Here is a 25,607-nt window from a genome sequence, read left to right as displayed (position 1 = left end):
CCTTGAGCTTCACCCACCTGCACGTCGCAACAGCCTTCAGCGCCCACTACGGTGTCTCCTGGCCCGATGAACTTGCCCAAGCCGCAGCAGCAGACTCAGCAACCGCGCTCGCCTGTACCGACAGGGACGGGCTGTACGGAACCGTAAAACACATCAAAGCCTGCATGGACGCGGGCATCGACCCCATTGTGGGGGTCGACCTTGCAGTCTTCGACGACGACGGCGACCACCGCACCCGGATCTCGGGCCGCGTCGTCGTCCTTGCCCATGGCAATAACAACGGGGCCGGATACAGGGCACTCTGCCGCCTTATCTCCGATGCCCATGCACGGACCTCAGGAAAAGCCGGTGGAACCATCCCGGTCGCAGTCACCCGAAGTGAACTCGCCTCACGAACCCTCGACCCCCAAACATTGAAACCTGTCCTCACGGTCCTGATTGGACCGGACTCCGATGTGGGGCAATCCATGGGAGGACGCAAATACCTCCGGCCCCGGACACTCTTCAACGAGTGGATCAACGCCATGCCACCAGGCACCATCGTTGCCGAAACAGTGACCCACCTCAGCGCCCCCGGAGAACCCCTCAGCACCGCCCACGCGGTAAGGATGCTCAAACTGGCGCTGGAATACAACGTCCCTGCGATTCTCAGCAACGCCGTCCGCTACTGCGCACAGGACGGCGCCGCCACCGCCGACGTCCTCGACTCAGCCCGCACCCTCAAATCCCTCCCCGAACTCTCAACCGCCCCAATGCTCCAGCCGACGGGCCAAGGATGGCTCAAGAACGCCCACCAGATGCTCCAACTGGGCAAGGAAATCATGGGCGCCGCAGGTCTCGGCAAAGCAGACCTTCACAAACTCCTTTCCAACACGGAAGCCCTCGCCGACAAATGCCGGATCAACCCCGTCCTCGATATGGGATGGAAAACGCCTGTTGTCCCTGAAGCCTCCATCATCGGTATCGAAAAAGATCCAATGGTCGAACTGTCCGAACGATGCAACGCAGGAATCAGCCGACGATTCCCCGGCATCAGTGGCTCGGCTGAAGAACGGCTGCGCTCGCGGTTGGACCACGAGCTCGGAATTATTGGAAACCTTGGGTTCGGCTCCTACTTCCTCACCGTGGCTGAGGTCTCACGGATGATCCTGGAAATGGGGGTCCGGGTCGCGGCCCGAGGATCCGGTGCCTCCAGCCTGGTCAATTATTTGATCGACATCAGCCAGGTTGACCCGATCCGCCACGACCTCATCTTCGAGCGTTTCCTGTCCGGGCGCCGATCAACCCTGCCGGATATCGACATTGATGTTGAAAGTGCTGAACGGCATAACGTCTATCGAAAAATCTTTGACCGGTTCGGGGCTGAACGCGTCACCCTTATGAGCATGCAAAACGGTTACCGGGCAAGGGGCGCAGTCCGGGATGCGGGCATGGCATTGGGCATGGACGAAGGTGAGATCAGCGGGATCGCCAAGCAGCTGTGGAGGTTCTCTGCCCGGAAATTCCGTGAGGCGCTGGTGGAGAAGCCCGAACTTCGCGAATTTGCCGGGCGGGTGGAACGGGGTGCTTTGGAAGAAAACCAACAGCTCGATCTCCTGGTGGACCTGACTGAAAGACTGGACCGCTTGCCCCGCCACATCTCCATGCACCCCTGTGGAGTGATCCTGGGTGACGCCACGCTCCTGGACCGCACTCCTGTGCAACCCAGCGGCTTGGGCCTGCCGATGAGCCAGTTCGACAAGCACGACATGGATCCCATGGGCATGCTGAAACTGGATGTCCTTGGCGTGCGGATGCAAAGTGCCATGGCTTTTGCTGTCCGGGAGGTTATCCGGTTGCATCCGGGCAAGGATGAGGTGGTGAAAGCCGGTCGGCATCCCATCGGGCCGGGTGGTTCAGGTCCTGACTATATTGCGCCGGATGGCAGGATCGACCTCAACGCTGTGCCCTTCGACGACCAGGCCACGTATGAGCTGATCAGGAGCACGCACACCCTGGGGTGCTTCCAAATTGAATCCCCGGGTCAGCGCGAGCTCATTGGCAAGATGGCGCCCCGTGAATTCAACGACCTCATCATAGATATCTCCCTCTTCAGGCCCGGGCCCATGAAATCTGACATGGTCCGGCCCTTCCTGGAACACAGGCACGGCTTTGCCCCTGAGGTCTATCCTCATCCGGACCTCAAGCCAGTGCTGGAGGAAACGCATGGTGTCACCGTCTTCCACGAACAAATCCTTAAAACATTCGATGTCATGACCAAATGCGGACTGGACAGGGCTGACGAGTTCCGTCGTGCGCTGGGCGACGAAGTCCACGAACCCGGCGTCGAAAAATTCTTTCGCAAGGAAGCCATCAAGAACTATCCACCAGAGGTCGTGGACAAGGTCTGGGGGACCCTCAAGGCCTTTGGCAGCTTCGGCTTCTGTAAGGCCCATGGGGCAGCGTTTGCCGTGCCCACCTACCAATCGGCCTGGCTCAAGACCCATCATCCCGAAGCCTTCCTCGCAGGGCTGTGGGAACACGATCCCGGGATGTATCCCAAACGCCTCCTGGTCGCAGAAGCCCGCCGGCTCGGCATACCCATCCTCCCGTTGGACATCAACCGAAGCCATGCTGAATACCGGGTCGAAAAAATCCTGGAGGGCCCTGACGCCGGCAAGCTCGGCATCCGTCTGAGCCTGACCGGAATCTATGGGTTGTCCGGGGCGGAGCTGAAGAGGATCGTGGCAGGCCAACCGTACGATTCCCTCGCCGACCTCAGGGCCCGGGCGAGGGTGAGCAAGCCGAACATCAAAAGGCTCGCGCAGCTGGGGGCCTTTGATGCCCTCCACAGGGATTCCGGCGGAAAGGCAAACCGCGCAGACCTCGTACAGCATCTGCAAGCCCTCCAAACAACTCCAGCCCGGAAGGCAGCCGAGGTCATTGAGGGGCAACTGTCGTTTGCGCTGGGGGATGTTGAGCTGAGGAACCTGCCTCCGGAACTGCCGGCCCCCACCCGGGTGGAAAATGTCAGGGCGGAGCTTGACCTGATGGCGATGGACGTCAGCGAGCACCTGATGGAGAGCCATAGGCCGTTGCTGGACAAGCTGGGAGTCACTACCGCTGACAAACTTCTGGGGCTTCGGAACGGCACTGAGGTCCTGGTGGCTGGAGTGCGGGTCGCCACCCAAACCCCTCCCATGCGTGGAGGGCGGCGTGTGGTGTTCATCAGCATCGACGACGGCACGGGTTGCGTGGATTCTGTTTTCTTCCACGAAGCACAGGAAGAGTCGGGTCCACTGCTGTTCGGCACCCGGATGTTGCTGATCCGGGGAACTACCAGGAGGACCGGACCCAGGGGAATCAGCCTGAGCGCCAGCAAAGCATGGGACCTTAGCAAGCCCGAGACCCTGCCCTACGCTGAACTCCTTCCATCCGGAGGTGGGCTGCCTGATGAATACACGCGCCACGGACCTCTTCACGGGATCTCCCGGAACCTTGCCATCACGGGCCTAGGCAGCTGAATCCGGTGACGGCGTGCTGCTTTGGCCGCCTTCATCGAAACCGATACGATTGACGATGGCTGGCTGTGGTCCCCGTACGCCACAAGCTATGAAGCCTCAACCATGAATAGGAGACACCCGTGTCAGATGCCCAACAGATCACCCTCATCGTCGATGGCGAAGAGACCAAGGTGACGGAAGGGACTACCGGCGCGGAACTCTTCTTCGAGCGCCGCGATGTCGTTGTAGCCCGTGTCAACGGCGAGCTGAAAGACCTCGACCAGGTGCTTCCCGCCAACGCTGAAATCGAAGGCGTCACCATCGAATCCCCCGATGGCCTCAATGTTCTGCGCCACTCCACCGCGCACGTCATGGCACAGGCTGTTCAGCAGTTGCGCCCCGACGCCAAGCTTGGCATCGGCCCGTACATCACTGACGGCTTCTACTTCGACTTTGACGTAGCCGAGCCCTTCACGCCGGAAGACCTGCGTCAGCTGGAAAAGATGATGCAGAAGATCATCAACCAGAACCAGAAGTTCGTTCGCCGGGTGGTCACCGAAGAAGAAGCCCGCGAAGCCATGGCAAACGAGCCCTACAAGCTCGAACTGCTGGGGAAGAAGAACGACTCAACCGACGCTGTTGAAGGTGTCAACGTTGAAGTCGGCGCCGGCGATATCACCATCTACGACAACGTGGACAGGAAGAGCGGCGAGAGCGTCTGGTGCGATTTGTGCCGCGGACCCCACCTGCCCAACACCAAAATCATTTCCAACGCCTTTGCGTTGACCCGTTCCTCCGCCGCCTACTGGCTCGGTAACCAGAACAACCAGCAACTGCAGCGCATCTATGGCACGGCATGGCCTACCAAGGAGGCCCTCAAGGCCTATCAGGAACGCATTGCCGAAGCCGAACGCCGCGACCACCGCAAGCTCGGCGTCGAGCTGGACCTGTTCTCCTTCCCGGATGAGCTTGGTTCCGGCCTCCCCGTTTTCCACCCCAAGGGCGGCATCATCCGCAAGGAGATGGAAGACTACTCGCGCAAGCGCCATGTGGATGCCGGCTACGAGTTCGTTTACACGCCGCACATCACCAAGGGGCACCTTTACGAGGTTTCCGGCCACCTGGATTGGTACAAGGACGGAATGTTCCCTGCCATGCAGGTGGACGCCGAATTCAATGAAGACGGTACCGTCCGCAAGCCGGCGCAGGATTACTACCTGAAGCCGATGAACTGCCCCATGCACAACCTGATCTTCCGCTCGCGTGGCCGTTCCTACCGTGAACTGCCGCTGCGTTTGTTCGAATTCGGATCTGTGTACCGGTACGAGAAGTCCGGCGTCGTCCATGGCCTGACGCGCGTTCGCGGCATGACACAGGATGACGCCCACATCTACTGCACGCGCGAGCAGATGAAGGACGAACTCACCACTACCCTGAACTTTGTCCTGGGCCTCCTCAAGGATTATGGTCTGGACGACTTCTACCTGGAGCTCTCCACCAAGAACGAGGAAAAGTTCGTCGGCGACGACGCAGCCTGGGAAGAGGCCACGCGCACCCTTTCCGAGGTCGCCGCAGCCTCGGGCCTGGAACTGGTCCCGGACCCGGGTGGAGCAGCCTTCTACGGTCCCAAGATCTCGGTGCAGGCCAAAGATGCACTGGGCCGGACCTGGCAGATGTCCACCATCCAGCTGGACTTCAACCTGCCCGAACGCTTCGAACTGGAGTACCAGGCCGCCGACGGCACGCGCCAGCGGCCGGTCATGATCCACCGCGCCCTGTTCGGTTCTGTTGAACGCTTCATGGGCGTCCTCACCGAACACTATGCCGGTGCCTTCCCCGCGTGGCTCGCTCCCGTCCAGGTAGTGGGCATTCCGGTAGCCGAGACATTCAACGACTACATGTTCGACGTCGTGGACCAGCTCAAGGCTGCAGGTATCCGGGCCGAAGTGGATATCTCCTCTGACCGCTTCCCGAAGAAGATCCGAACTGCCAGCAAGGACAAGATCCCGTTCGTCCTCATCGCCGGGGGAGAGGACGCCGAAGCCGGTGCTGTATCGTTCCGCTTCCGGGACGGCAGCCAGGATAATGGCGTGCCCGTGGCTGAGGCGGTCCGCCGGATCGTGGACGCTGTCAAGAACCGCGAGAGCTGACGGGACGGGACACAGACGGTGCAGGAGAACACAGGCGCAGCAGACGGCATTCCAGGCGACGCCGAAGTAACAGATGACTTCGGACTCGCGGGCGTCCCGGACGCATTCCAGCGCCTGTGGACTCCGCACCGGATGGCCTACATCAAAGGCGGGCAGGATCAGTTCAAGAACAAGGACGATTGCCCATTCTGTGTAGGACCCACCCGTTCTGATGAGGAATCCCTCATCGTCCACCGGGGAAAGACCTGCTACGTGGTCCTCAACTTGTTCCCGTACAACCCGGGGCATCTGTTGATCTGCCCCTACCGCCACGTGCCCGACTACACGGACATCACAGTGGAGGAGACGGCCGAGTTCGCTGAGCTGACCCAAACCGCAATGCGCGTCCTGCGGAAAGTCTCCAACCCCAGTGGCTTCAACCTGGGCATGAACCAGGGAGTAACGGGTGGCGCCGGCATCGCCGCGCACCTGCACCAGCACGTCGTTCCGCGCTGGGGTGGGGACGGTAACTTCTTCCCCATCATCGCCCAGACCAAGGCCATCACGCAGACACTCGATGAGGTCCGCAAGCTTGTGGCTGAAGCCTGGCCGGGGGAGTCGAATGCTCAATAGGCATGCGCGCGGCTTTTTTACTTCACTCTTTACCCCACTGGCCCGCTGGCTCCTCAGGATAGGTGTGTCCCCTGACGCCGTCACCATTGCGGGGACAGCGGGCGTGATCCTCGGCGGACTGGTCCTCTACCCGCTTGGCCACTTGTGGTGGGGCTCAGTGGTGGTTGCTTTCTTCGCCTTCTCGGACGTGGTGGATGGCATCATGGCCAGGTTGCAAGGACGGAGCGGTGGGTGGGGCAACTTCCTGGATTCCACCTTGGACCGGTTGGCTGACGGTGCCATTTTTGCGGGCCTTACCATCTGGTTTTTCACCGGAGGCCACGACCCCGCCATCGGAGCGGCCGCCGTCGTATGCCTTGTCCTGGGAATGGTGGTCTCCTACGCGCGGGCCAAAGCCGAATCCCTTGGATACCAAGCCAGTGTTGGGATCGCTGAGCGCGCCGAACGTTTGGCCTCCGTCCTGCTGATTGCCGGACTCCCGGGACTGGGCCTTCCACCTGTCGTGCTGTTCGCCACCTTGGTCCTGCTTGCCATTGCCAGTGTGGTCACGATCGTCCAAAGAATGGCCGCCGTCCATCGGCAGGCCATGGCCGAGGTCGAGGGAACTGGCATCTGACCAGAGTGTCGCTTGCGCATTTGTGCAGGCGTCCTACCACAGCACTGTTGGTTGCCCCCAAAGGCAGTAATGAATGTACTGCGGCCCTGCAACGTGCGACTACTATTACTAGTACTTGGTCACCTTGACCTGAAACCCGGTGTGCACTGATAGCGGTCGTCTGGCTGCGCGTGGCTCCGGCAAGAAGGTCGTTTATCTACCCATAGGGGTTTTTGTGTCTACACCAGATGTAAGCAACGAAGCCGGTTCGTCCGCGAACAGCGTCACGGGCAGCAGCCGCGTTAAGCGGGGCATGGCTGAGATGCTCAAGGGCGGCGTCATCATGGACGTCGTTAACGTCGAGCAGGCCCGTATTGCCGAGGACGCCGGCGCCGTTGCCGTGATGGCTCTCGAGCGTGTCCCGGCTGATATCCGCGCCCAGGGTGGCGTGTCCCGCATGTCCGATCCGGACATGATCGATCAGATCATCGCCGCCGTGTCCATCCCGGTGATGGCCAAGGCCCGCATCGGCCACTTCGTCGAGGCGCAGGTCCTGCAGTCCCTCGGTGTTGACTACATCGACGAGTCCGAGGTCCTGACCCCGGCCGACTACATCAACCACATCGACAAGTGGAACTTCACCGTCCCCTTCGTCTGTGGTGCGACCAATCTCGGTGAGGCGCTGCGCCGCATCAACGAGGGCGCTGCGATGATCCGTTCCAAGGGCGAGGCCGGTACCGGCGATGTGTCCAACGCGACCGGTCACATGCGCAAGATCCGTGCCGAGATCGCCAAGCTCGCCGCCCTCCCCGAGGACGAGCTCTACGTTGCGGCCAAGGAACTGCAGGCCCCGTACGAACTAGTCAAGGAAATCGCTGCCACGGGCAAGCTTCCGGTGGTGCTGTTCACCGCTGGTGGCATCGCGACCCCGGCTGATGCTGCGATGATGATGCAGCTCGGCGCCGACGGTGTGTTCGTGGGTTCCGGTATCTTCAAGTCCGGTAACCCGGCAGAGCGCGCAGCCGCCGTGGTCAAGGCCACCACGTTCTACGATGACCCCGATGTCATTGCCAAGGTCTCCCGTGGCCTGGGCGAAGCGATGGTCGGCATCAACGTCGACGAAATCCCGCAGCCCCACCGCCTCGCCGAGCGCGGCTGGTAAATAGCAAAAGCAGTACGACGCCGGGTGGTCGCCTCACAGAGGTGGCCACCCGGCGTCGTTGTCAGCTCAGTCCCCGGCGCGTGAGCAGCGGTTCCAGTTCGGCATCACGGCCCCGGAATGCCCTGAACGACTCCAAGGGGTCGCGGCTGTTTCCCCGGGACAGCAATTCTGCCCGGAAGTGATCGCCGTTCGCGCGGTTGAGGCCCCCGTTTTCCTTGAACCATTCCACGGTGTCGGCATCCAGAACCTCGCTCCAAATGTAGGAGTAGTATCCGGCCGCGTACCCTGCGCCGGCAAAGATGTGCTGGAAATACCCGGTCCGGTAGCGTGGTGGAATCAGTGGGTGGGCGACGCCGGCCTCGGCCAGGGCCTTAGCCTCGAAGGCCAGCACATCATCGGGTACATCCGCAGCGGAGAGCACATGCCAGGCAAGGTCCAACAGCGCCGCGCCGAGGTATTCCGTGGTTGCAAAACCTTCACCCCATAGCAGGGAGTCGTTGAGTTTATCGACGATGTCCTGGGGGAGTGGCTCACCAGTTTCATGATGGCGGGCATAGTTGGCCAGGACCTCAGGCCACATGATCCACATTTCGTTGACCTGCGACGGATATTCCACGAAGTCGCGTGGCACGGAGGTTCCTGAAAAACGTGGGTACGTGACGTCCGAGAGAAGGCCGTGGAGTGCATGGCCAAATTCGTGGAAGACAGTCCGCGCCTCATCAAGGGTTAGCAGGGTCGGTTCTCCCGGAGCCGGCTTGGTGATGTTGAGGTTGTTGATCACCACGGACTGTGTCCCAAGCAGCGTGGACTGGTCCATGAGGGAGTTCATCCATGCGCCCCCACGCTTGGACTCCCGGGTGTAATAGTCGCCAAGGAAGAGGCCAAGGCCGCTGCCGTCTTCGTCGCGTACCTCCCACACCTGGACGTCTGGATGGTAGCCTTCCAGGTCGTCCCGCTCGTGGAAGCTCAATCCGTACAATTGTGTGGCCGCGTGGAACACCCCGTCGCGCAATACGGCGTCCAAAGTGAAATATGGCCGGAGCGCCTGTTCGTCCACCTGGAACTTGTCCTTGCGTACGCGGGACGAGTAGAAAGCCCAGTCCCAGGCTTCCAGGGGGTGGCCCGCAGACTGTGCCAAGGCGTCGGCTTCCGCCTGAGCGTTCCGCACGGCAGCGGGCGCCAAGCGGCCAAGCATTGCCTGGACTGCGGCAAAGTCCGGTGCGGTTTGTTGATCCACCACCAGTTCGGCGTAGTTGGCGAACCCCAGGAGCGATGCCTTTTCTGCGCGCAGTTGCACAGTAGCTGTCACGAGTTCGCGCACATCCAGCGGCCCGCCGTCGGTGCCGCGGGCGAGGGACGCTTCATAGAGACGACGGCGGATGCTCCGGTTTTCCAATGAGGCGAGGGTCGGCTGGTTGCTGGGTTGAATGAGGGTGATGAGGTACTTACCGTCGTGGCCAGCGGCTTTGGCGGCCTCTGCGGCGCCGGCGATGTCTTCGGGTGGGAGCCCGGCCAGGTCCGCCTCGTCATCGAGGATCAGGGCCGAGGCCTTCATGGCGTCTTTTACGCGTTGGCCAAACCCGGTTCCCAACCTGGAGAGCTCGGCGTTGACGTCGCGCAGCCTGCGCTGACCGTCATCATCGAGTTGGATGCCCGACTGCCGGAACTCCTTGAGGTATTCCTCCACGAGTCGCGACGACTCAGGATCGAGGCCGGTCACGTCGATTGCCGCGAAACGCTCGTAGAGTCCGCGGTTCATATACACCGCATCCTGGTGGGCGGAGAACTTGGGTGATAGTTCGATTTCCAGTGCCTTGATGTCGTCCGTGGCATCCGCTGAGACCAACGTATAGAACGCTGATGCAGCCCTGTGCAGGAGCCTCCCGGAACGTTCCATCGCCAGGGCAGTGTTCTCGAACGACGCAGCCTCCGGGTTCTCCACGATGAGTTTGATCTCTTGCAGGTGCTCCGCGAGACCTGCCTCGACGGCCTCGGCATAGTGGCCGGATGTGACTCCGCCGAACGGCGGGAGTCCATATTGCAAGGGACTGGGACTCAGGAGAGGATTGGTCATGAAGTGACTCTTTCACGTAAGAATCGTGTCCTCAATAGCGGCGCGCCCTGATCCAGCCTACTGCGCCCGTAGGATGGCAAATATGGGGAAGTTCACAAAGTCGTGGGCATACGCCACACGCGCGTCGGGGCTGAAGCTGGCTGTCGTTGCTGCCCTTGCACTGTCGTTGGGCGCCTGTGGGGTCATCGCCGAAAATAACCAGCCGGACGGCAGTAACGCAGCCACGGCCCCAGCCACGAAGTCTTTATCGCCCACTCCAACACCGGCTCCCAACCCAACTCCCGGAAAGGGGCCCGCCTGTCCGGAACTCCGGTGCACCTCCATTACGGTGACGGGAGACATGCTGGTCCACACCCAGCTCTGGCAGCAGGCCAAGGCAGACGCCGTAGCCGCGGGATTGCCTGGGTATACCTTCGTGCCACTCCTTGAAGGGCAGCGGCGTTACATCAGCAAAAGCGACCTCGCCATCTGCCACCAGGAAACCCCTGTCGGCACACCCGACGGTCCCTTCTCCGCATACCCGTCCTTCAACGTTCCACCGCAGATCACTACCGCTTCCAAGGACGTCGGCTACCAGGCGTGCACCACCGCGAGCAACCACACTATTGACCGTGGGACCGAAGGACTGCTCCGCACCCTGGACGCACTGGATGCTGCAGGGCTGAAGCACACCGGTTCCTACCGGACGGAAGCGGCGTCCAAAGAGATTCTGATGCTTCAGACCGATGCTGCCAAGGTGGCCGTCATCGCCGGCACCTACGGCCACAACGGGCAGATCCCCGAATATCCGTGGCTTGTGGACGAGCTTGATCCAGCCGCAATGATCGCTAAAGCGACTCGCGCCAGAGCGCTCGGGGCCGACATTGTCCTGGGCGTCATGCACGCCGGCGACGAGTACGCGAGCGAGGCCAACGTACAGCAACAGGAAGTGGCGCACGCGCTGGTGGACAGTGGCCAGTTCACCATGATCTACGGGCACCACACCCACTCAGTGCTCCCGATCGAAAACTACAAGGGAACATGGATCGTCTACGGACTGGGCAACGGCATCACCGAGTTGTCCCCCTGGTATGTCGTCAACAATGAGGGTCTCCTGGTCCGGGCACAGTTCAGCCAGAACGCTGCCGGCACCTGGACCGCGTCGGATCTCGCATGGGCGCCGTCGGTCATTGTCCGCGACCCGTACCGCTGGTGCTCAGTGGCAAGCGATGCACCCCAGGGGGTGTGTGCCTCTCCCGCGGCGGACGCCGAGACACATCAACGCACCAAGACGGTTGTCGAGTCCATGGGCGCGGCCTCCGCCGGCGCCCACGAACTGCTGATCACTAAGGAGAAATAGGGCCTAGCGCGGCCGCCGGGCGGCGTGTTCGCGCGCGAGGCGGGCAAAATCGTCGTCGGGCTCTCCCGGGACGAAAGAGCCGAACTTGCGCTCCGCAGCGGTCCGGATCAGGAAGTCCGCAATCGCCGGGTTCTTCGGCAGCAACGAGCCATGCAAATAACTTGCCACCACATTGTTGTAGCGGGCGCCTTCGTGGCCGTCCTTGCTGTTGTTGCCGGCACCCTTGGTGACCGTTCCAAGAGGTTCGACGCCGGGACCCAACGTGGTCTGTCCGCTGTGGTTCTCGTACCCCAGGATGTCCCCGAACTCGGTGGACTTCATGATGACGTTGCCAATCAGCCGTTCGTCCGTGCCGTGGGTTTCAACATCCAGGATGCCGATTCCCGGGATCACAGGGCCGGTGCTGGTCTTGAAGAACTTGCCGAAAAGCTGGTAAAGCCCGCAAATTACCAGCATGGGGGCGCCGTCGTCGGCCATTCTCCTGAGGTGGGGCGCCTGGGCCTGGAGATCGTCCTGGATGACCAGCTGGCCACTGTCCTGACCGCCGCCGCCCACCACAATGTCGATGTCTTCGGGGAATTCATCGCCAACGTTGTACTCAAGCAGTTCAGGCGTGTATCCGTGCCACTTGATGCGCTGCTGCAGGACCAGGGCGTTGCCCCAGTCGCCGTAGATGTTCATCTCTTTGGGATAGAGCTGAAGGACGCGGATGGTGCCCTTGCTGGGCTGCGTTTCCGGGCTGGGCTGTGTTTCCGGCTTGGGCTGTGTTTCCGAGGTCATGAGACCACCTCAACTATGGTGATTTTTGCGAGCTCACGGCGAATGGCGAGCATGGAGGTGTAGGTGCAGAAGACCCGCTTGGGTTTGCCGCGGGAGCCATCAATGAACGTGCGGAGGGCGGCGGTGATGTCCGGCTCCACAACTCCGAACCGGACGTCGTCGTATTGAAGACGCAAGGCCATGTCATAGGCCCGGACGCCCGTGAGTACCTCCACCCCGTTTTCACGGAGGGAATCGAACTCCACGTCCCACAGCCAGGACATATCCCTGCCGTCAGCGTAGTTGTCGTTGATGGCGATCATGGTGGCATAGCCGCCGGCAGGGAACGACTTGAGGCCAAGGCGGAATCCGCTGGGGTTCTTCACCAGGACCAGCTCGAGCGGCTGCCCGTCCACCGTCAGGCTTTCTCCACGGCCGAATGCGGGAGCAACCTCACCCAGGGCCTTGACCAGTTTGGGCGTATCAACAGGTCCGGTGCCAAGGATCGCCCTGGTCAGCGACAATGCGGCGGCGGCATTGAAAATGTTGTAGACCCCGCGGAGCTTCATGGCGGTACTGACGGTCTCGCCGTCGAACTCAAAGTCGGCGTCCTGCGCGCCGACCCTGCGGAGCACGACGTCGGCAGCCGGCAGGTCTACTGCCTCACCGGGCGCTGCGGCTACTGACGTTCCGGACGGTGAAGGGCCGCTGCCGGTGCGCATTTCGTCGTCGTTGGGGAACGTGCTGCGCAGTGACTCATCCAGGCCGAAGTACCGGATGGCGGGGTGGTGGACGGCGTCCAGACTGTTGACGACGGTGGCGATCCGCGCAACACGCGGATCTTCGCGGTTCAGGACAACGGTGTCGGTTGTCTTTGACGCGATGTGCTCCAGCAAACGGGCGGTCTTGTCGATCTCGCCGAAGCGGTCCAGCTGGTCCCTCAGGACGTTCAGCAGGAGGCTGTAGCGTGGCTGGACCTTGTTGACGAAATGCACTGCATGGGCTTCGTCGAGTTCCAGCACGGCAATATCCGCGTCGAGTCGGCCACGCCAGTCGACGTCACCCAGCAGGGAGGCTGCGACACCGCGGGTGAAGTTGCTTCCGGACCGGTTGGTGAATACTTTCAGGCCTTGGCTTTCGAGAAGCTCCACCACCATTTTGGTAGTGGTGGTTTTCCCGTTTGTGCCACTCACCACGGCTACGCCGTGCGGCAGGGAAGCCAACGTTCGCTGCATGAAGCCGGGAGCGATTTTCTCGACCACCAAGCCGGGAAAAGCCGAGCCGCCGCCCCGAAGTCGGGAGAGCCTGCGGACCAGCTTGCCGAGGGGAACGCTGAAGGAAAGCATGCTCTGTAATATATCCCAGTCATGGCATGGAACCTGGCCCTTCGGCGGTGCACGACCGGTGCAGGACGGTTCGCATCAACCACTGGCCGGGCCGGGAGCACTATGATGGTCCAATGACAACCCCCCTTTCCGACGCTTCATCACGCGTGGGTTCAGGACTCCGGATCGGCGTACTGGCTCTCCAGGGCGATTTCCGCGAGCACATCCATGCCGTGGAGGCCGCTGGAGCTACCGGCGTGGGTATCCGCCGGCCGGCAGAGCTTGACGACATCGACGGCCTGATCATCCCGGGCGGCGAATCGACCACCATCGACAAACTGTCCCGGATCTTTGAGCTCCGCGATCCGTTGCAAAAGCGCATTGCAGAAGGACTCCCTGTCTACGGTTCCTGTGCCGGCATGATCCTCCTTGCTGACGAGATCGCCGACCCGGCCACCGACCTCGCGGGAGCCCCCCAGCAGACCTTCGGCGGACTCGACATCACGGTGCGCCGCAATGCCTTTGGCCGCCAGCGCGAATCCTTCGAGACAGACCTCGATTTCAAGGGGCTGGACTTCAGTGCCGGCGAATCCGGTGTAGAGCCAGTCCACGCAGTGTTCATCCGCGGCCCATGGGTGGAACGCGTCGGCCCCGGCGTCGAAGTTCTGGCCCAGGTCGATCCGGACCACGCCAGCCACACGGCCACTTTGCACGGAGTGGCTAGAATTGTTGCAGTGCGCTCCGGCCAATTGCTGGCCACCTCCTTCCACCCGGAAGTGACGGGGGAGAAGCGCGTGCATGAACTCTTTATTCGAATGATCAGAGGAGAAGCGTAAAGCATGTCAGGCCACTCCAAATGGGCGACCACCAAGCACAAAAAAGCCATCATTGACAGCCGGCGTGCAAAGTCGTTCGCAAAACTGATCAAGAACATCGAAGTCGCTGCCCGCATGGGCGGCCCTGACCTCGCCGGAAACCCCGGCCTGGAACTCGCCGTCACCAAGGCCAAGAAGACTTCAGTGCCCAACGACAACATCGACCGCGCCATCAAGCGTGGTGCCGGACTCACCGGCGAAGTCGTCGACTACACCGAAATCATGTACGAAGCCCGGGGCCCCCAGGGTTCGGCCCTGCTGATCGAGTGCCTGACCGACAACAAGAACCGCGCAGCCTCCGAGGTCCGTCTCGCCATCTCCCGCAACGGCGGCACCATCGCCGACCCCGGTTCCGTGAGCTACCTCTTTGCCCGCAAGGGCGTCGTTGTCCTGCCGAAGAACGGCCTCAGCGAGGACGACATCCTGATGGCAGTCCTTGAAGCCGGCGCCGAGGAAGTCAAGGACAGCGGCGAGAACTGGGAAATCCACTCGGAGCCCTCAGACCTCCAGGCCATCCGCGACGCCCTGAAGGAAGCAGGCATCGACTACGAAACCGATGAAGCTGAATTCGTGCCGTCCATGCAGGTTGACCTCGACGTCGATGGCGCCCGCAAGTTCATGAAGCTCGTGGACGCGCTGGAAGACCTGGACGATGTCCAGAACGTCTACAGCAACGCGGACCTCAGCGAGGAAGTGCAGGCTGCCCTCGACGCCGACTAGGCGCGGCAGCACTCAGCTTTGATATCTCTTAGGAAGGCCCGGAATTGACTCTTCGCGTATTGGGAGTCGATCCGGGCCTTACCCGTTGCGGCATCGGCGTTGTGGACATCGAGCAGAACCGAAGGGCCACCATGGTGGCCGTCGGAGTGGTCGGGACGTCGGCTGAGCTGACGTTGGATAAGCGATTGCTGGTCATCGCCCAGGCCATCGATGAGTGGCTCGACCTGCACAAACCGGACGTCGTCGCCGTCGAGCGTGTCTTCTCGCAGATGAACGTGAGCACTGTGATGGGTGTGGCCCAGGCTTCCGGGGTGGTGATCGCCGCCGCGGCACGCCGCGGTATCCCCGTGGCGCTCCACACGCCGTCCGAGGTTAAGGCCGCGGTAACGGGGAGCGGTACGGCCAACAAGGATGCCGTTACCAAGCTCGTTACCAAGATCCTGCGACTGAATGCGCCGCCCAAGCCGGCAGATGCGGCTGACGCCCTGGCCCTGGCGCTCACCCACGCCTGGCGTGCAGGCAGCGGCATGGGATCCGCGGGTGGATCCGGCAAGGGAACACTGACACCTGCGCAGAAGGCATGGGCCGACGCCGAAGCGAAAGCGCGCCGCGCGCGATGATTGTCGCCTGCCCTTGCTAGGGTATTCGTAGATATGTTCGGATAGTCCGCTAATTCAGGAGCCGGGTCTTGATCAGTTTTCTCCGTGGAACCGTAGCCCACGTTGGTTTGTCCACCGCCGTTATTGACCTCAACGGCGCAGGCATGAGTGTCTTTGCGACGCCGCAGACCCTGAGCCACCTCAAGGTAGGAACCGAAGCCAAGCTCTTCACCTCCATGATCGTCAGGGAGGATTCCCTGACGCTCTTCGGCTTTGCTGATGATGACGAACGGGAAGTCTTCGACGTCCTGTTGAGCGTGAGTGGCGTGGGACCAAGGTTGGCGCTTGCCGTCCTTGCGGTTCACGAACCCGAAGCCATCCGGGTGGCTGCGCACACCGGTGACGGCAAGACGTTCACCAAGGTGCCCGGAATTGGCCCGAAGGTCGCCGGACGCATTGTTTTGGAGCTCGCCGGAAAGCTCGTTCCGCACGGCACGGGTACATCCGCCCAGCCCCAGGCGCCGCTCAAGGCCGAGTGGAAGCCCCAGGTGGTCGCGGCCATGACCAGCCTTGGTTGGTCCGAAAAGGACGCAACCGGAAGCATCGACAAAGCCATGGCCGATTCTCCGGAGCTGGTGGAGGCAGGAAATGTCGCCCAGATCCTCCGTGCCACCCTCCGTTGGCTGGGCCAGGACGGCGCACGCGCCGGAAACCGCGTAGGCAGCCGTGGCTGAGCAGTCACTCGTCAGCGGGGGAGAGGAACCGGAAGAGCGGGTCATTGAGGCCGCCCTCCGTCCCAAGAACCTCCACGACTTCGTGGGCCAGCACCGCGTCCGGAAACAGCTGGCACTTGTCCTCGAGGCGTCGAAGATGCGTGGGCGCAGCGCCGACCACGTCCTGATGTCCGGCCCTCCCGGACTGGGCAAAACAACGCTTGCCATGATCATTGCTGCCGAAATGAACGCACCCTTGCGCATCAGCAGTGGTCCCGCAATCCAGCATGCCGGTGACCTGGCCGCGATCCTTTCGTCGTTGTCGGAAGGGGAGGTGCTTTTCCTCGATGAAATCCACCGTATGTCCCGGCCGGCTGAAGAGATGCTGTACATGGCCATGGAGGACTTCCGTGTGGACATCGTCGTGGGCAAAGGCGCGGGTGCCACTGCCATTCCCCTCGAGCTGCCGCCCTTCACCCTGGTGGGTGCCACCACGCGTGCCGGACTCCTGCCGGGGCCACTGCGTGACCGGTTCGGTTTCACTGGGCACCTTGAGTTCTACTCCGTAGCTGAACTGGAGTTGGTGCTTCGCCGCTCCGCCGGGCTGTTGGACCTCAAAGTGAACTCGGCCGGATTCACCGAAATCGCCGGACGCTCCCGTGGAACGCCCCGTATTGCCAACCGGCTGCTTCGACGGGTCCGGGACTGGGCCCTGGTGCACGGCATTGAACAGATCGACGCCCGCTCAGCATCTGCGGCCCTTGATATGTATGAAGTGGACGAACGTGGGCTGGACCGCCTCGACCGATCCGTGCTGGAAGCCCTCATTACCAAGTTCAACGGTGGCCCGGTGGGCCTCTCCACGTTGGCCATCGCAGTGGGTGAGGAGCCGGAAACTGTGGAGACCGTGGCGGAACCGTTCCTGGTGCGCGAAGGGTTGCTCGGGAGGACGCCGCGGGGACGTATCGCCATGGCTCCAGCGTGGACACACTTGGGCTTCGCAGTTCCGGCCGGAGTATTCGGCCAGGAGGCGCTGGACCTGTTTGGTGAGGACGAAAACCACGCCGAAAGCGTAGATACGGCTGGTTAACACGCTCTCTTCAGCTTTTCCCTTTAGACTGGTATGACGCTCGGCACGTTCGAGTCCTTGATTCATGCGCCCGCTCTGCGGATCAGCCAGGGACGTTGCCGTGAACCAAAACGTAAGTACAGAACGGAACTTCCCTGTGGATCCAATGACCATATTGCTGTTCGTCATGCTTGGACTCTTTGTCTTCATGATGTTCCGCCGCAACAAGAAGACCCAGCAGCAACAGGCTGAAATGCAGTCCAAGTTTGCTCCCGGCGTGGACGTCATGACCAGCTTCGGCCTCTTCGGCCGTATCGTCTCCATCGACGAGGCCGAGAACAAGGTCGTTATCGAACTGTCCCCGGGCAACGAAGCCACGGTTCACCGCCAGGCAGTCACCAAGGTAGTGGAACCGGCCGCTGAGGAAACACCGGTTGTTCCGGACGACGCATCTTCCCTGACCGTTGCCGGGAATGAAACTCCTGCCACGGTTGAGACCCCGGAAGAGACCATTGCGCGCCTCAACAAAGAGGACAAGAAGGACAACTAGCACTGTCAGCCGCGGCAACACCGCGCTGGACAACTTCTACGGCAGCGGAGAGCCGCCGGCAGACGCTCACCAGCGTCCGCCGGCGGCTGTCCGGCGATAAGAGGAAGATCGATAATGGCAAGGACCGGCCCCAAAAACTCAGCCCGCAGGGTGCTGACATGGCTAGGCGCAATATTTGTTGTACTGACCGCTGTCCTGGGTGGCGGAGTGCTGACTGGCCATGCCAGCTGGGCTCCGAAGCTTGCTTTGGACCTCGAAGGCGGAACCCAGATGATCCTGGCTCCCAGGGTCGAGGGTTCCGGCGAAATCAACGAGGAACAGCTGAATCAGGCCGTTGCCATCATCAGGCAGCGCGTTGACGGCTCAGGTGTCGCCGAAGCGGAAATCAGCACCCAGTCCGGGCGCAACGTGGTAGTGAGCCTTCCGGGAACACCCTCCAAGGAAACCCGCGACCTCATCCAGGCATCTGCCGACATGAACTTCCGCCCGGTCATCGCTGCGGGAGACCCGGCTGCCGTTCCAGCCGAATCCCGTACCCCTGATGCCCAGCTGCCCAAGCCCACCGCGGCACCGGCCAACGCAAGCGACATCAACTGGGTCACTGCCGATGTCGTCAAGGAATTTGAAGCACTGGACTGCGTGAATCCGTCCACGGAGAAGCGTGAGCGCTCAGACCCGGCCAAGCCGCTGGTCACCTGCGAGGCCGCCACGGACAAGACTCCCGCGGTCAAGTACATCCTTGGACCGGTAGAGGTCAAGGGCCAGGACATCAGCGACTCGACCTACTCCCAGGTCCAGGGTGCACAGGGTTCCGTCACCAACTCCTGGGGCGTGAACATCGTCTTCAACGCGGATGCTACCGCGAAGTTCAAGGCAGTCACCGAACGCCTTAACCAGTTCTATGCTGCCGCGCAGGCCCAGGGTACGGATGATCCCAAGTCGCAGTTCGCGATTGTCCTCGACGACAAGGTCATCTCCGCGCCTCGCTCCCTTGCCGTCATCACGGACGGTAAGCCGCAGATCACGGGCAACTTCACCCAGGCATCAGCCAAGGCGTTGTCCGACCAGCTCCGGTATGGCGCGTTGCCCATCAGCTTCGAAATCCAGTCACAGGAGCAAATTTCCGCCACGCTCGGTGGCGACCAGCTTCGCCTGGGCCTGCTGGCCGGTGTGATCGGCCTGCTGCTCGTTGTGGTCTATTCGCTCTTCCAATACCGGGCACTCGGCTTTGTGACCATTGCATCCCTTGTGGTGGCCGGTGCCTTGACGTACCTTGCCATTGCCATTCTCGGCTGGACCGAAAACTACCGGCTTTCCCTGGCCGGCGTTGCGGGTTTGATTGTTGCCATCGGTCAGACCGCGGACTCCTTCATCGTTTACTTCGAACGTATCCGCGATGAGCTCCGCGACGGCCGTGGACTCGTGTCCGCCGTCGAAAATGGTTGGAAGCGTGCCAAGCGCACCGTTCTGGCCTCAAAGGCGGTCAACCTCCTCGCTGCCCTGGTTCTCTACTTCGTGGCTGTGGGCAACGTCCGCGGCTTCGCCTTCACCCTCGGCCTCACAGCCCTGGCCGACCTCCTGGTGGTGTTCATGTTCACGCACCCCATGCTCCAGGTCCTGGCACGCACCCGGTTCTTCGGCGAAGGACACCGTTTCTCCGGACTGTCGCCCGACCGTCTGGGCGCTGTTCCGCTGTACCGCGGCGCCGGCAGGCTCCGCACCCCGGATCAAAAGCCGACGCCGGTACGTGCGCGCAACACCGGTGCAGCAGCCGAAGCAGAACGCCGCATGACCATCGCCGAACGGCGCCTCGCCGAGAAGAGCCAGTTCGCCGGCTCCTCCAAGGCGACCAAGGAGGAGAAGTAAATGACAACGAGCTTCGCAACCTTCGGCCATGAGCTCTACACGGGCAAGCGTTCGTACAACTTCGTCAATTCCAAGAAGATCTGGTTCACCATTGCGGCCGTAGCCGTGGCTCTGTCCATCTTGATCCCTGTGGTCAAGGGCGGATTCAACCTCGGCATCGAATTCCGCGGTGGCTCCGAGTTCACCGTTTCGAACGTGGCCAACACCGACGCCGGGCTCGGCGAGAAGGCAGTCCACGAAGTGGTGCCCGAGGCCATCCCGCGTGTCGCGAACGTGGCCGGCAACACCATGCGGATCCAGACGGATCAGCTCAGTGACGACCAAACCAACCGCATCAAGGACGCGTTGACCAGTGCATACGGGGTCACCGAGAACGAGGTGACGTCCAACTTCGTGGGCCCCACCTGGGGACAGGACGTCACACGCCAGGCGCTCATCGGCCTGGTGGTCTTCGTTGGGCTGGCCGCGATCCTGATGGCGCTGTATTTCCGCACATGGAAAATGTCGCTGTCGGCACTGGTGGGCATGCTCGTCACCATGTTCACCACAGCGGGCGTCTACGCTTTGAGCGATTTCGAAGTGACGCCGTCGGCCATCATCGGCTTCCTCACGGTCCTCAGCTACTCGCTCTACGACACCGTGGTGGTGTTCGACAAGATCCGCGAAAACACGTCCGATATCACGACGTCGACGCGTCGTAGCTTCGCTGAAGAGGTCAACCTCGCAGTCAACCAAACCCTGGTTCGCTCCATCAACACCATGATGGTGGCAGTCCTGCCCGTGGCAGCCATCCTCTTCATCGGGGCCGGCTTGTTGGGTGCCGGTACGTTGCGGGACCTCTCTTTGGCACTGTTCGTGGGCATCCTCATTGGCACAGCGGCAACGATCTTCATCGCCGCGCCCCTGTACGCCTGGCTGCGCCAAGGCGAACCGGAGCTCGTCAAGCAAGCCAAAAAGGTATCGCACCGCAGGGCCGAGGCAACCGTCTAGCTCCACCCCAAAGTACAGTTTCACCCGAGAGCCGGCCTCCGCAGCATTGCGGAGGCCGGCTCTTTGACTTGTCCACGTCCTCGTCATGTGCTGTCCGGTTGCAGAAGCATTCGCTGACGGGAATAGACTGGGAGAATTAAATAGGTTGTGAGGGGTGCTTCTGTGGAAGAACGTGCGACGTCGGCACCACCGGCGGGCGGGGAAGATGGCCGTAATGCTGTGGCCGTCCCAACAACAGGCGTGGCCGGACGGACCGCAGGTGCGGTACCGATCGACAGCGGCGTGCGCCCGACTTTCCCCGGCAGGAGGGAACGTACCCGTTCCAGGCTCGCCCGCCTCACAGGCCGGGGCGTCGCCCCCTACTCGCCGATCCTGGAACCGCTGCTGCGCACCGTTCGGGCCAATAATCCCAAAGAGGACTTCGACCTGATCCAACGGGCGTTCGCCGTAGCGGAGCGGAGCCACCAAGGCCAGAAGCGCAAGAGTGGTGATCCGTACATCACCCACCCGGTTGCCGTGGCCACCATCCTGGCTGAGCTCGGCATGACGGGGACCACCCTCGCGGCTGCATTGCTCCACGACACCGTGGAGGACACTCCCTACACCCTTAACGACCTCACCCGCGACTTCGGCCCCGAGGTCGCCATGTTGGTGGACGGCGTGACCAAGCTGGACAAGGTCAGCTTCGGCGAGGCTGCCCAATCCGAGACCGTCCGCAAGATGGTCGTGGCCATGGCCAAGGACATCCGTGTCCTCATGATCAAACTGGCGGACCGCCTGCACAATGCGCGAACGTGGCGCTTCGTCTCGGCGGAGTCGTCCTCGCGCAAGGCCCGCGAAACCCTGGAAATTTTTGCTCCGCTTGCCCATCGCCTGGGCATGAACACCATCAAGTGGGAACTTGAGGACCTGTCCTTCGCGGCGCTGTACCCCAAGGTGTACGAGGAAATCGTCCGCATGGTGGGAGACCGCACGCCGGAGCGTGAAAAGAGCCTCAGCGTCATCCGCAACCAGATCGCCGACGATCTGCGGACCTCGCGCATCAAGGCCACCATCACCGGCAGGCCGAAGCACTACTACTCGATTTACCAGAAGATGATCGTCAGGGATAAGGATTTCGACGACATCAACGACCTCATGGGCGTGCGTGTCCTGGTCGATTCCGTGCGGGATTGTTATGCCGCACTGGGAACACTCCATTCGCGGTGGAACCCCCTGCCGGGGCGGTTCAAGGATTACATCGCGATGCCAAAGTTCAACATGTACCAATCGCTGCACACCACGGTGATCGGTCCGGGCGGCAAACCGGTCGAGATCCAGATCCGCACGCATGAAATGCATCGTCGGGCCGAATACGGTGTAGCGGCCCACTGGAAGTACAAAGACCAGCCCAACCGTACAGCCCAAGGTCCTGGCAGCCCGCGGGACGGGGACATGGGCTGGCTTCGGTCCCTGGTGGACTGGCAGCAGGAAACTTCCGATCCCGGCGAGTTCCTTGATTCCCTGAGATATGAAATCAACGCCCGGGAAGTCTTCGTCTTCACCCCCAAGGGTGAGGTGATGGCCCTGCCCGCAGGTTCCACTCCGGTTGACTTCGCTTATGCGGTGCACACTGAGGTGGGCCACCGCACCATCGGTGCACGCGTCAACGGCAAGCTGGTTCCACTGAACAGCGAACTCAACCACGGCGACTGGGTGGAGATTTTCACTTCGAAGGCCGAAGGGGCCGGGCCGAGCCAGGACTGGCAGCACTTCGTCAAGTCGGCACGTGCGCGGAACAAGATCCGCCAATGGTTCACCAAGGAACGCCGCGAAGAGGCGATCGACCGCGGCAAGGACATGCTGACAAGGGCCATGCGGAAGCAGAACCTTCCTTTGCAGCGGCTCATGACGCACGATGCTTTGTCGGCTGTGGCGGAGGCGTTCCACTACGTCGACATCTCGGGGTTGTATGCGGGCGTCGGCGATGGACACACGTCGGCACAGTCCGTCATGGAAAAGCTCGTTGAGCACCTTGGCGGCCAGGAGACCCCGGACGAAGATCTTGAAGAAGTCAGCATCCCCACCCAGGTTGCAAAGTCCAAGTTCTCCGACTCCGGCGTCATCGTCCGTGGTGTCGGGGACGTGTGGGTCAAACTGGCCCGCTGCTGTACCCCTGTGCCCCCGGATCCGATTCTGGGCTTTGTTACCCGGGGTTCCGGTGTCTCCGTGCACAGGACGGACTGCACCAACGTTTCGGGGCTCCGTGACCAGCCGGACAGGATTGTGGAAGTGGAGTGGGCCCCCACCCAGTCCAGCGTCTTCCTCGTGGAGATCCAGGTGGAAGCGTTGGACCGCAAATCGTTGCTCTCGGATGTTACGAGGATCTTGTCCGAGAACCACGTCAACATCCTGGCCGCATCCGTGCATACGTCCAGTGACCGGGTGGCCATTTCGAAGTTCGCTTTCGAGATGGGTGACCCCAAGTACCTGCACCATGTCTTGAACGCCGTGCGTCGTATCGACGGTGTCTTCGACGTTTACCGCACAACGGGGAACCGGCGCCGCAGCTAACCCTGTCCATGGTGCCCAGGGTTTTGATGCTCCGGATCTCTGGCACCCAGCAGTGCCAGGGTAGCCAGCGCCCGCTTCTTGTGGGGCACCCTGGGCGCGGCCTCGACGGCCAGGATGAGCAGGCGCAGCCTGATGCCGAGCTCGTCCCGGCTCAGGAGGCGCTTCAATGCGGGCAGCGCACGTTCTGTTTCCACGTGCAGGGCGATATCGGCTGCCGTGCGCAGCGGGCTGCTGACCAGCATCCCGCCCATGCTCACCACATCCAGCTGTCCCAGCCTGACTTCGTGGAGACTGCAGGCAGCAGCTCCCCGCAGGCTGGATATCCGGTGCTTCGCATCGACCAGGAGGGACAGGCGTTCAGGGGGCTTCGCGCAGCCGTAGATCCATGCCGCGGTCAGCCTTCCGGCCACCACTTTGGTCCGGATCCTCTCCGGCACTGTCATGGCCGCAGCACGGGCCCGCAGGCGGTAAGTGACAGCCACGCCTGGCGAGGCATAACTCTTCCCGTAAAGCGGCAGGAGGATGCCGTCGATGGCCATGCCCTGCAATTCATTCCAGGTAAAAAGGCGGCTGGGGGAGTAGAGCTCGGACAGTACCGGCTCCACTAAGTGTGGGGCAGTTGCAACGGGGACCATCCACCGATCATTCCGTGCGGCCACCCAACGAGTACAGGCTCCGCCCCGGCTATGTGGATAACCGGAACGGAGCCTGCAGGACGGGAACGTCAGGTGGTGCTAAGCGAGGTCGCTGGCCGAGCGCTGGATCTGGTCAAGCCAGGCCTGGCGGGCTTCCAGGGCTTCGCGGGCCGCCTTGATGCGTCGCTGATCGCCTGCCTTTTCGGCTTTCTCCAAGTCTTCCTTGAGGCCAGCGATGGCGGCTTCGAGCTGGGACAACGCACTGTTGGTGCGTGCCTTGGTTTCCGGATTGCTCCGACGCCACTTCTCTTCCTCAGCCTCACGAACAGCGTCTTCGACCTTGCGAAGACCTGCCTCGATGCGACCCATGTCGGCGCGGGGAACCTTGCCGGCGTCTTCCCAACGGTCCCGGATGGACTGGAGGGCCTTCTTGGCGGAGTTGAGGTCGTTGATCGGAAGGAGAGCCTGTGCCTCGGCGATCAGCTGTTCCTTCACGGCCAGGTTCGCGGTGTATTCCTGGTCGATCTGGTCATTGGCTGCCTGGCGGTTGCTGAAGAACACGTCCTGCGCTGCACGGAAGCGGCCCCACAGGGCGTCGTCATCCTTGCGGCTCGCACGCGGCGTGGCCTTCCACTGGTCCATGAGCCTGCGGTATTCCCCGGCGGCATAGCCCCAGTCAGTGGAGGAGGAGAGTGCCTCAGCCTCGGCGATCAGGGCTTCCTTGGCTGACTTGGCAGCAGAGTTGTTGCTGTCCAGCTGGGAGAAGTAGGCCCGGCGATGGCGATCAAAGACGGTGCGGGCGGAACGGAACCGCTTCCAGAGGGCGTCCTCGTTGCTGCGGCCCAGGCGGACGCCGCTCTTCTGTGCTGCTTTCCAGGTTTCGAACAGTTCGTTCATGCGTGCGCTGGAGGTCTTCCACTGAATGTGGGCCGGATCCTGGCCGGCAATGGACTCAGCCTCGGCAACAATGGCCTCACGTGCAGCGAGTTCGCTGGCCCGTACGGCCTCGTGGGCAGCCTTCTCAGTCTTTTCGAGCTCAACGATCTGGGCCGACAAAGTGTCAAGGCGGCTTTCTGCCGAGCGGATATCGCCCACCATGTTGCGCTCAGCGAGCTGTTCGCGGAGGTGCGTCACAGTCTTCTGCATGTCCGTGGCAGGGGCCTTGGACTCCACGCGGTGTTCGAGCAGGACCACCTGGGCGATGATGTCGTCGAATTTCCGGGCGAAGTAGCCCAGTGCTTCGTCGGGGCTGACGCCGGGGTACTGGCCGACAGCGATTTCTTCGCCGTCCAGTGTCAGGAACACATGGCCGTCCCCTTCTGCGCGGCCCCACTTCGCTGCCTCAGCAAGCGACGCCGATGAAACAGCCGGAGCGGCAGGGACGACGGCGGCCGGAGCCTTGGGGCGGGCCGCGAAAGCCGCGGGAGACGGGGCTGCGGAAGGCGTCGGCCGGGGCGCGGCTGGCGCTTGTCCGGCAGCTTCTTCGTTGGCCACTACTGCTGTTTCGTCGGGTTTCTGACTGTCTGTCACCGCTAAAAG

At 62.0% G+C, this 25,607-nt stretch carries 20 protein-coding genes; 15 read left to right on the top strand and 5 right to left on the bottom strand.

Annotated features, from left to right (window positions below; all coding sequences use genetic code 11):
• Window positions 1–2: 2 nt before the first annotated feature.
• The 5 genes from LRQ04_RS14190 (at window position 3) to pdxS (ending at window position 8,001) form a co-directional block, all read left to right on the top strand.
• Complete coding sequence (locus LRQ04_RS14190) at window positions 3–3,503, top strand: DNA polymerase III subunit alpha (protein WP_235520799.1); 3,501 nt, start codon at window positions 3–5, stop codon at window positions 3,501–3,503.
• A gap of 119 nt (window positions 3,504–3,622) precedes the next feature.
• Window positions 3,623–5,632: a threonine--tRNA ligase gene (gene thrS / locus LRQ04_RS14185; protein ID WP_235520798.1), complete on the top strand. Its 2,010-nt coding sequence runs from the start codon at window positions 3,623–3,625 to the stop codon at window positions 5,630–5,632.
• Between the two features lie 18 nt (window positions 5,633–5,650).
• Window positions 5,651–6,244, top strand: coding sequence for an HIT domain-containing protein (locus LRQ04_RS14180; protein ID WP_235520796.1), 594 nt, complete (start codon window positions 5,651–5,653; stop codon window positions 6,242–6,244).
• On the top strand, window positions 6,234–6,860 hold the full coding sequence (pgsA, locus tag LRQ04_RS14175) for a phosphatidylinositol phosphate synthase (RefSeq protein ID WP_235520794.1): 627 nt from the start codon (window positions 6,234–6,236) through the stop codon (window positions 6,858–6,860). Before LRQ04_RS14180 ends, pgsA begins: the two co-directional genes overlap by 11 nt.
• A gap of 214 nt (window positions 6,861–7,074) precedes the next feature.
• On the top strand, window positions 7,075–8,001 hold the full coding sequence (pdxS, locus tag LRQ04_RS14170) for a pyridoxal 5'-phosphate synthase lyase subunit PdxS (RefSeq protein WP_257367976.1): 927 nt from the start codon (window positions 7,075–7,077) through the stop codon (window positions 7,999–8,001).
• A gap of 61 nt (window positions 8,002–8,062) precedes the next feature.
• On the opposite strand, the gene LRQ04_RS14165 is transcribed toward pdxS, so the two are convergent.
• Window positions 8,063–10,075 (bottom strand): M3 family metallopeptidase, encoded by a 2,013-nt coding sequence (locus tag LRQ04_RS14165; protein ID WP_235520792.1) that lies wholly within the window; start codon window positions 10,073–10,075, stop codon window positions 8,063–8,065.
• Window positions 10,076–10,148: 73 nt separating this feature from the next.
• Here LRQ04_RS14165 and LRQ04_RS14160 point away from each other — a divergent pair, with 73 nt between their 5' ends.
• Entirely contained in the window at window positions 10,149–11,414 is a 1,266-nt protein-coding gene (locus LRQ04_RS14160) for a CapA family protein (RefSeq protein WP_374198951.1), read from the top strand.
• A gap of 3 nt (window positions 11,415–11,417) precedes the next feature.
• On the opposite strand, the gene LRQ04_RS14155 is transcribed toward LRQ04_RS14160, so the two are convergent.
• Both LRQ04_RS14155 and LRQ04_RS14150 read right to left on the bottom strand, forming a co-directional pair.
• Window positions 11,418–12,194 carry a type 1 glutamine amidotransferase gene (locus tag LRQ04_RS14155; protein ID WP_235520789.1) on the bottom strand — a complete coding sequence of 259 codons (777 nt, stop codon included), beginning with the start codon at window positions 12,192–12,194 and terminating at the stop codon, window positions 11,418–11,420.
• The gene (locus LRQ04_RS14150) at window positions 12,191–13,519 is read right to left on the bottom strand and encodes a Mur ligase family protein (protein ID WP_235520787.1); all 1,329 of its coding nucleotides are present in this window, start codon (window positions 13,517–13,519) and stop codon (window positions 12,191–12,193) included. The genes LRQ04_RS14155 and LRQ04_RS14150 overlap by 4 nt, the downstream gene beginning before the upstream one ends.
• Before the next feature lie 113 nt (window positions 13,520–13,632).
• Between LRQ04_RS14150 and pdxT the strand changes: the two genes are divergently transcribed.
• The 9 genes from pdxT (at window position 13,633) to LRQ04_RS14105 (ending at window position 23,433) form a co-directional block, all read left to right on the top strand.
• The gene (pdxT, locus tag LRQ04_RS14145) at window positions 13,633–14,334 is read left to right on the top strand and encodes a pyridoxal 5'-phosphate synthase glutaminase subunit PdxT (protein WP_235520785.1); all 702 of its coding nucleotides are present in this window, start codon (window positions 13,633–13,635) and stop codon (window positions 14,332–14,334) included.
• 3 nt (window positions 14,335–14,337) lie between these two features.
• Entirely contained in the window at window positions 14,338–15,093 is a 756-nt protein-coding gene (locus LRQ04_RS14140; RefSeq protein ID WP_167265987.1) for a YebC/PmpR family DNA-binding transcriptional regulator, read from the top strand.
• A gap of 44 nt (window positions 15,094–15,137) precedes the next feature.
• The gene (gene ruvC / locus LRQ04_RS14135; protein ID WP_235520783.1) at window positions 15,138–15,713 is read left to right on the top strand and encodes a crossover junction endodeoxyribonuclease RuvC; all 576 of its coding nucleotides are present in this window, start codon (window positions 15,138–15,140) and stop codon (window positions 15,711–15,713) included.
• Window positions 15,714–15,781: 68 nt separating this feature from the next.
• Complete coding sequence (gene ruvA / locus LRQ04_RS14130) at window positions 15,782–16,426, top strand: Holliday junction branch migration protein RuvA (protein ID WP_235520781.1); 645 nt, start codon at window positions 15,782–15,784, stop codon at window positions 16,424–16,426.
• Entirely contained in the window at window positions 16,419–17,495 is a 1,077-nt protein-coding gene (gene ruvB / locus LRQ04_RS14125) for a Holliday junction branch migration DNA helicase RuvB (RefSeq protein ID WP_235520779.1), read from the top strand. The genes ruvA and ruvB overlap by 8 nt, the downstream gene beginning before the upstream one ends.
• A 145-nt stretch (window positions 17,496–17,640) precedes the next feature.
• On the top strand, window positions 17,641–18,024 hold the full coding sequence (gene yajC, locus LRQ04_RS14120) for a preprotein translocase subunit YajC (protein ID WP_235520777.1): 384 nt from the start codon (window positions 17,641–17,643) through the stop codon (window positions 18,022–18,024).
• Window positions 18,025–18,138: 114 nt separating this feature from the next.
• The gene (gene secD, locus LRQ04_RS14115; protein WP_235520775.1) at window positions 18,139–19,890 is read left to right on the top strand and encodes a protein translocase subunit SecD; all 1,752 of its coding nucleotides are present in this window, start codon (window positions 18,139–18,141) and stop codon (window positions 19,888–19,890) included.
• Entirely contained in the window at window positions 19,891–20,880 is a 990-nt protein-coding gene (gene secF / locus LRQ04_RS14110; RefSeq protein ID WP_235520773.1) for a protein translocase subunit SecF, read from the top strand. It abuts the gene before it with no gap.
• 162 nt (window positions 20,881–21,042) lie between these two features.
• Window positions 21,043–23,433: a bifunctional (p)ppGpp synthetase/guanosine-3',5'-bis(diphosphate) 3'-pyrophosphohydrolase gene (locus tag LRQ04_RS14105; RefSeq protein WP_308194943.1), complete on the top strand. Its 2,391-nt coding sequence runs from the start codon at window positions 21,043–21,045 to the stop codon at window positions 23,431–23,433.
• On the opposite strand, the gene LRQ04_RS14100 is transcribed toward LRQ04_RS14105, so the two are convergent.
• Window positions 23,430–24,068: a hypothetical protein gene (locus LRQ04_RS14100; protein ID WP_235520771.1), complete on the bottom strand. Its 639-nt coding sequence runs from the start codon at window positions 24,066–24,068 to the stop codon at window positions 23,430–23,432. The genes LRQ04_RS14105 and LRQ04_RS14100 overlap by 4 nt on opposite strands.
• A gap of 99 nt (window positions 24,069–24,167) precedes the next feature.
• Entirely contained in the window at window positions 24,168–25,598 is a 1,431-nt protein-coding gene (locus tag LRQ04_RS14095; RefSeq protein ID WP_235520769.1) for a DUF349 domain-containing protein, read from the bottom strand.
• Between the last annotated feature and the right edge of the window lie 9 nt (window positions 25,599–25,607).

The sequence above is a fragment of the Paenarthrobacter sp. AR 02 genome, assembly GCF_021538675.1.
GTDB lineage: Bacteria > Actinomycetota > Actinomycetes > Actinomycetales > Micrococcaceae > Arthrobacter.
The sequence above is the reverse complement of the archived record's forward strand: the minus strand, read 5'-3'. Positions and strand labels throughout refer to the sequence as shown.